8 protein-coding genes are annotated in these 7,020 nt (G+C 66.0%); 5 read left to right on the top strand and 3 right to left on the bottom strand.

The window, feature by feature from the left end; translation table 11 throughout:
* Positions 1 to 1,196: ABC transporter ATP-binding protein (locus A3728_RS08130; protein WP_150120691.1), on the top strand; the 1,196-nt coding region annotated here is incomplete at its 5' end.
* Between the two features lie 6 nt (positions 1,197 to 1,202).
* Here the strand turns inward: A3728_RS08130 and A3728_RS08125 are convergent.
* Positions 1,203 to 1,730 (bottom strand): lytic transglycosylase domain-containing protein, encoded by a 528-nt coding sequence (locus A3728_RS08125; protein WP_082851128.1) that lies wholly within the window; start codon positions 1,728 to 1,730, stop codon positions 1,203 to 1,205.
* A gap of 257 nt (positions 1,731 to 1,987) precedes the next feature.
* On the opposite strand from A3728_RS08125, the gene A3728_RS08120 reads away from it, so the two are divergent.
* Positions 1,988 to 2,482: a single-stranded DNA-binding protein gene (locus A3728_RS08120; protein ID WP_067921945.1), complete on the top strand. Its 495-nt coding sequence runs from the start codon at positions 1,988 to 1,990 to the stop codon at positions 2,480 to 2,482.
* A gap of 103 nt (positions 2,483 to 2,585) precedes the next feature.
* On the opposite strand, the gene aroB is transcribed toward A3728_RS08120, so the two are convergent.
* Together aroB and A3728_RS08110 are read right to left on the bottom strand one after the other, a co-directional pair.
* Positions 2,586 to 3,707, bottom strand: coding sequence for a 3-dehydroquinate synthase (gene aroB, locus A3728_RS08115; RefSeq protein WP_067921942.1), 1,122 nt, complete (start codon positions 3,705 to 3,707; stop codon positions 2,586 to 2,588).
* A complete protein-coding gene (locus A3728_RS08110) occupies positions 3,700 to 4,296 on the bottom strand; it encodes a shikimate kinase (RefSeq protein WP_067921952.1) in 597 nt (198 codons plus the stop codon). Before A3728_RS08110 ends, aroB begins: the two co-directional genes overlap by 8 nt.
* A gap of 80 nt (positions 4,297 to 4,376) precedes the next feature.
* On the opposite strand from A3728_RS08110, the gene A3728_RS23420 reads away from it, so the two are divergent.
* From A3728_RS23420 to A3728_RS08100, 3 genes are all read left to right on the top strand, one after another.
* The gene (locus A3728_RS23420) at positions 4,377 to 4,526 is read left to right on the top strand and encodes a hypothetical protein (RefSeq protein WP_201722230.1); all 150 of its coding nucleotides are present in this window, start codon (positions 4,377 to 4,379) and stop codon (positions 4,524 to 4,526) included.
* A 4-nt stretch (positions 4,527 to 4,530) separates the two neighbouring features.
* The gene (locus tag A3728_RS08105; protein ID WP_067921939.1) at positions 4,531 to 6,120 is read left to right on the top strand and encodes a hypothetical protein; all 1,590 of its coding nucleotides are present in this window, start codon (positions 4,531 to 4,533) and stop codon (positions 6,118 to 6,120) included.
* Positions 6,120 to 7,020, top strand: a 901-nt coding sequence (locus A3728_RS08100; protein WP_067921936.1) for a tyrosine recombinase, incomplete at its 3' end; no start/stop codon positions are given. The genes A3728_RS08105 and A3728_RS08100, both read left to right, overlap by 1 nt.

Below are 7,020 nucleotides of genomic sequence, written 5' to 3'. Positions count from 1 at the left end.
GCGACTATTTCGTGGCCGGTCGCTGCGATGCGCAATCCATTCCGATGGAACCGGTACCCGGCAATGAGCGCCACCACACCCGCTGCATCCGCTTTGAAGAGATCGACTGGCAGGCACCGCTCGAACTCGCCGCCACCAAGAAGAAGGGGGATGTCGGGGATGTGATTCTCAAGATCGACGACCTGAAGAAATATTATCAGGTCGCGGCGAACGCCATGTTCGGCGGCGGCGATACCAAGGTGGTGAAGGCCAACGAAACGCTGACCTTCGAGGCGCGCGAATCCGAGACGCTCGCCATCGTGGGGGAATCCGGCTGCGGGAAATCGACCTTTGCCAAGGTTCTCATGGGGTTGGAAACCGCGACTGACGGGCAGATCCTGCTCGACAACCAGAACATCGGCGATGTGCCGATCGAGGCGCGGACGACCCAGAATGTCGCCGACATCCAGATGGTCTTCCAGAATCCATTCGACACATTAAACCCCTCGATGACCGTGGGGCGGCAGATCATCCGCGCGCTGGAGATCTTCAAGATCGGCAAGAACGAGGCAGAGCGCAAACAGCGCATGCTGGAACTGCTCGATCTGGTGAAGTTGCCGCGTGAATTCGCGGGCCGCATGCCGCGCCAGCTCTCGGGCGGGCAGAAGCAGCGCGTGGGCATTGCGCGGGCCTTTGCCGGGGATGCGCGTATCGTGGTGGCGGATGAACCTGTCTCTGCCCTCGATGTGTCGGTGCAGGCCGCCGTGACGGACCTGCTGATGGAGATCCAGCGCGAGCAGAAGACGACGCTGCTGTTCATCAGCCACGATCTGAGCATCGTGCGCTATCTCAGCGACCGGGTCATGGTGATGTATCTTGGTCATGTGGTCGAACTGGGCACTACGGATCAGGTATTCGCCCCACCCTATCACCCCTATACCGAGGCGCTTCTGTCGGCGGTGCCCATTGCGGACACGTCCGTCAAGAAGAAGCACATCGTGCTGGAGGGCGACATCCCTTCGGCCATGAACCCGCCCCCCGGCTGCCCGTTCCAGACCCGCTGCCGCTGGAAGAGCGAGGTGCCCGGCAACCTGTGCGAACGTGAAGTGCCGCCCATGGTGACCATGGCGCCCGGCCATCAGGTCAAATGCCACCTCAGCGCCGAGAAATTCGCCGAGATGGAGCCGGTGATCGAAGTGGACGTGGCCGCCGAATGATCGGGATCAGAGACCGGCGATGACCTTCACGTAGTTGCGCGTTTCGGCATAGGGCGGCACGCCGCCGTATTTCCTGACCGCGCCCGGCCCCGCGTTATAGGCCGCGAGCGCCAGCTTCCATGTGCCGAAAGTGCGGTACTGCTGCATCAGGTAGCGCGCGCCGCCCTCGAGGTTTTGCTTCGGGTCAGCCGGGTCCACGCGCAGCAGGCGGGCGGTATGGGGCATCAGCTGGGCGAGCCCCAGCGCGCCCTTGTGCGAAACGGCCTTGGGGTTCCAGCCGCTTTCCTGCTGGACCAGCCGAAGGAAAAGATCGACCGGCACGCCGTGCAGCACCGCCGCATCCCGCGCCATCGCCAGATAGACCCCCTTGTAGGCGCCGCGGTATTCGGGCGTGTCCCATTTCGTCGGTGTCACGACGCTGGGCGGCTGCAGGCGCACCGATGCGCTGTACTGGCGCGCGGCCCGATCATCGAGAATGCGTTTTTGCACCTTGAAGCTGGTGGTCCGGTCGCCCGCGCCGAAAATTTCGGCCATCGCGGGCTGGGACGTAAGGACCGCACATAGCAAACCCGCCGCCATTCCTGTGCGTATCTTCATCCCGTCCCCCGTCTTGCTCGGTCATCTTTTGCGCGGGACTATACCAGAGCATCCCGTCAGGGCCAGTCTTTGGGCCGGATGGGCCAAAACCGGCCTAAACCTTGTGTTAACCCATCGCCAACCAAGCTATAAGACGGCCCGGGGCGCGCGGGATTCGGCGCGGCTCAAGGCATCAAGCGAACAAGGGGGGCGGAATGGCCGGCTCAGTCAACAAGGTGATCCTCATCGGCAACCTGGGGCGGGACCCCGAAGTGCGCAGTTTCCAGAACGGTGGCAAGGTCTGCAACCTGCGCATCGCCACGTCGGAAACCTGGAAGGACCGCAATACCGGCGAACGCCGGGAGCGGACGGAATGGCATTCGGTCGCGATCTTTCAGGAGGGTCTGGTGCGGATCGCGGAGCAGTACCTCAAGAAGGGCAGCAAGGTCTATATCGAGGGCCAGTTGCAGACCCGGAAGTGGCAGGACCAGTCCGGTCAGGACCGTTACAGCACCGAAGTCGTGCTGCAGGGCTTCGGCGGCACGCTGACCATGCTGGACGGTCGCGGCGAAGGCGGCGGCGGCAATTACGACAGCGGCCCATCTGACCCGGGCTATGGCGGCGGCGGTGGCTACGGCGGCTCGTCGGACGGCGGCAACCGCGGAGGCGGTGGCGGCTCCCGCGATCTGGATGATGAAATTCCGTTCTGATCCGGTACTTCGGATCTGAACATGAGGGTCGGCAAATGCCGGCCCTTTTTTTATTTTATCTAAGTGACTTAGGGCGGCTTCTTCGCCCCAACCCGGTCCCCCTTCAGGCCCGACGTTGCGCGCGTATCCCGTCGGACAACACGTCAAGAACGGTTTCCCGGGACACATCGGCGCTTACGAAAGCCTTGCCGATCCCACGGGCGAGGATAAAGCGAAGCTGGCCGTCCACCACCTTCTTGTCCTGCCCCATGAGGTCGAGCAGTGCGTCGGGGCCGGGCAGTTCGCCGGGAATGTCGCCCAGATCGGTCTTCATCCCCATGTCGCGCAGATGGGCGCGGACGCGGCTTGGATCCTCCTGCGGGCACAGCCCCATGCGCGCTGAAAGCTCAAAGGCGAGCGCGCAGCCGATGGCCACCCCTTCGCCGTGAAGCAGCCGGTCCGAATACCCGGTCGCAGCTTCCAGCGCGTGGCAGAACGTATGGCCGAGGTTCAGCAGCGCGCGGTCGCCCTGCTCTGTCTCGTCGCGCACGACGATCTCGGCCTTCATCTCGACCGAACGGCGCACGGCAGCGATGCGCGCGCTGTCATCGCTCCGGGCCAGCGCGGGGCCGTGCTTTTCCAGCCAGCCGAAGAACTCGGCATCGCCCAGAAGCCCGTATTTCACGACCTCGCCGTAGCCCGCCAGCAGATCGCGCAGCGGAAGCGTATCCAGCACCAAGGTATCGGCCAGCACCATGCTGGGTTGGTGAAACGCCCCCACGAGGTTCTTGCCGTGGCGCGTGTTGATCCCCGTCTTGCCGCCCACCGAGCTGTCCACCTGCGCGAGCAGGGATGTGGGAATTTGCACGAAGCGCACGCCCCGCCGCAGGATGGAGGCGGCAAAACCAACGAGATCGCCGATCACTCCGCCGCCGAGCGCCACGACCACGTCCCGCCGTTCGATCCGCTCATCCAGCAGCCATTCGACGCAGGCCGTGAGGTTCTCCCAGCTCTTGGTTGCCTCCCCGGCGGGCAGCACCTTGGCGCGGCTGTCGATCCCGTCGCGGACAAGCCCGTCGCGCAGGGCGTCGAGATGCAGGGCGGCCACGTTTTCATCGGTGATGATGGCGACCTTCGGACGCCGGAGCAGCGGCGCGATGCGCTGGCCCGCCTCGGCCAGCAATCCGGGGCCGATGACCACGTCATAGGCCCGCCCCGGCAGGGGCACATGTACGGTTTCAGTCATCCAGTCGCTCCAGCACGTCGGGCCGTTCGAGCAGGGCGGCGATCACGCGGCGGCCCATGGCGTCGATCGACAATTCCGGCGCGCAGCGCACCGACAGGTCCGCCTGCCGGTAGATCGGTACCCGCTCCGCATAGATCTCCGCCAGCGTCGCCCGCGGGTTGGGGGTGCGCAACAGCGGACGGGTATCCTTGTGCCGGACCCGCTGCCACAAAAGATCGAGATCGGCATCGAGCCAGAGCGACAGGCCGCGCGCACTGATGTTGCGCCGGTTATCCGGGGCCAGAAAGGCACCGCCCCCGGTCGAAAGGATCCCGGGGGAAGCATCGAGCAGCCGGGCGATCACCTCTGCCTCGCGTTTGCGAAAGAACCGCTCGCCATCGCGTTCGAAAATCTCCGGTACGGTCAGGTTCGCGGCGGATTCGATCTCTGCGTCGCTGTCACGGAACGGGACATCCAGCGCGGTGGAAAGGTTGCGCCCCACTGCGGTCTTGCCCGACCCCATCATCCCGACCAGGGCCACCGTCTTGTGCAGACGGAAGCGCGGGCGCGGCTGCGCCCGATCGGCCATGGTTTGCTCAATTTCGCTCATTTTTTCCTGAATGACGTGATCTTGGACAAAAGGCCAGATATAGAATGAGGGAAACAACGGCAAACCGGGCGCGAGCATATATGGGTAAACTCTTCAAGCTTCTGATCATCCTGCTGATTCTCGGGTTCATCGGGCTTGTGGGCTATGCTTATATCGGACCCTTCTTCGGCGCCGACTTCTCGCCCCCGCAGGTAGAGACGCGCATGCCCGTGACCCTGCAGGGGGACTGATCCTATGTCCGCAGCACCGGGATCGGTCTGGGGCGCAGTGTTGATCGGGGTTCTTGCGGCGACGGGCGTGCCCGCGCAGGAACCCGCCCCGCAGCAGCCGCTTTCCGTCATCGACTGGCTTGATGAGACCGCGACACCGCGCCGTGACCCCGCGCGCCCCGTGGCGCTGCCGCAGCCGGGCGAGCCCCCCGTGGCGCGCAGTGCCACCCCGCCCGAAGTGCAGGTCGCGCCGCTGCGGCAAGAACAATCGCGGCTGATCGGGCTGGTGCCGTCCCATGTCACCGGCCTGCCGGAAGATATCTGGCAGGGCAGTGACCCGGACCTGCTGGCCCGCCAGATCGAAAGGTTGCCCGACCCGGTGCTGCCCGCCTCACAGGCACTTTTGTTCCGCCTGCTCCTGACGGAGGCGCTGCCCCCCGAGGGGGACGCGGATGGCGGCGGTGCGCTCGCCCGGGCGCGGGTCGCCAAACTGAAGGCGCTGGGGGCTGTCGACCCGGCCCTGGCGCTGATCGAACAGGCCGGCCCCGCCCGCGGGCCCGAGAATTTCGCGCAATGGATGCAGCTTTCGCTTTTGGCCGGGACCGAAGACACCGCCTGCGCCACCATGCGCGCTGCCCCCCATCTGAGCGAAGCGCTCGATCTGCGGATCTTCTGTGCGGCGCGTGATGGCGCGTGGGAGGACGCGGCGCTGACCTTTGGCGTGGCCTCGGCGCTCGGGCTGATGGACGATGCGCGGCTCGACCTGCTGGACCGCTTCCTGCACCCCGATTTCTTCGAAGGCAGCGACCCGCCGGAGACGCCGCGCGACATGGACCCCATGGCCTTCCGCCTGTTCGAAACCATCGGGGAGCCCAAGCCCACGCGAAACCTGCCCCGCGCCTTCGCCGTGGCGGATCTGCGCGATGTGGCGGGATGGAAATCGCAGCTGGAGGCTGCAGAGCGGCTGACGCGGGCCGGTGCGTTGCCCGATAATCTGCTGCTCGGTCTTTATACCGCGCGCAAACCCGCGGCCTCGGGCGGCATCTGGGACCGGGTGGATGCCTTGCAGCGGTTTGACAGGGCGTTGGAGACCGGTGATCCCGAAGCGGTCGCCCGCACCCTGCCCCAGGCCTGGGCAGCCATGCGCGAGGCGGAACTGGAAACCGCCTTTGCGGAACTCTTCTTTGACGATCTGCGGTCGGTACCGCTGAGCGGTCAGGCAAGGGCGCTTGCGCTGAAAATCGGATTGCTCTCCTCCGCCTATGAAAGTGCTGCGCAGGACGCCGACCTGCAACCGGCCCACCCCGGCCCGACGGAAACGCTGGCGCTGGCCGTGGCCCGGGGCGAAGCGCCCAAGCGCCCGCCGGAGGGTGAAACCGCGGGCGCCGTGCAGGCCGCCTTTGCCGACCCGGTCCCACGCAGCGACCTGATGGAGCACGCGGCGAACGGAAAGCTCGGCTCCGCCATCCTGCACACGTTGCGATTGCTGAACGAGGGCGCCAGCGGCGACACGCGCGCCCTGCGCGACGCGCTGTCTACCTTGCGGGCCCTCGGGCTCGAAGACACTGCCCGGCGCGCGGCGCTGCAGGTGCTATTGCTGGAACGGAGCGGTTGATGCCCACGCCCACCTCTCACTGGATTTCGACCTTTCTGGAGGCTCAGGCAGCCGAACAGGGGGCGGCGACGAACACGCAGCTTGCCTATGGGCGCGACCTGAAGGATTTCGACCATTGGCTCGCCCGGCGTGACCGGGATTTTTCCGACGCGACCCGGGCGGAGGTCGAAGCCTATCTTGTGCATTGCAGCGATTCGGGGCTTGCCCGCTCCACCCGCGCGCGCCGTCTTTCGGCGATCAAGCAACTCTACCGTTTCGCCTTCGAGGAAGGGTTGCGCAGCGACAACCCGGCGATCCAGATCGCGGGCCCGGGGCAGGACAAGCGCCTGCCCAAGGTACTGGCCGTCGAAGAGGTCGACCGCCTGCTGGAGGCGGCGCGCAACTCCGGCCGGGCGCCGGAGGACCGGCAGCGCAATACCTGCCTGATGGAACTGCTCTATGCCACCGGAATGCGGGTGAGCGAACTGGTCAGCCTGCCCGTTTCTGCCGCACGGGGCGATCCGCGCCTGCTGCTGGTGCTGGGCAAGGGTGGCAAGGAACGCATGGTGCCCCTGTCACCCCCCGCGCGGGAGGCGCTGGCGGAATGGCTCACCTCGCGCGATGCCCGTGAAGAGACCGCGCGCCTTGCCGGGCGGCCCGTATCGCGTTTTCTCTTTCCGTCGCGCAGCGCGGCGGGCCATCTGACGCGGCACCGGTTTTACCTGCTGATCAAGGAATTCGCGGCGGCGGGCGGTGTCGATCCCGCAAAGGTCACGCCGCATACCCTGCGCCATGCCTTCGCCACCCATCTGCTGGCCGGGGGCGCCGATCTGCGCGCCATCCAGACCATGCTGGGCCACGCCGACGTGGCCACCACCGAGATCTACACCCATGTGCTGGAACACCGGCTGGCCGAACTGG

The sequence above is a fragment of the Sulfitobacter sp. HI0040 genome, assembly GCF_001634885.1.
In the GTDB taxonomy this organism is placed as follows: domain Bacteria; phylum Pseudomonadota; class Alphaproteobacteria; order Rhodobacterales; family Rhodobacteraceae; genus Sulfitobacter.
The sequence above is the reverse complement of the archived record's forward strand: the minus strand, read 5'-3'. Positions and strand labels throughout refer to the sequence as shown.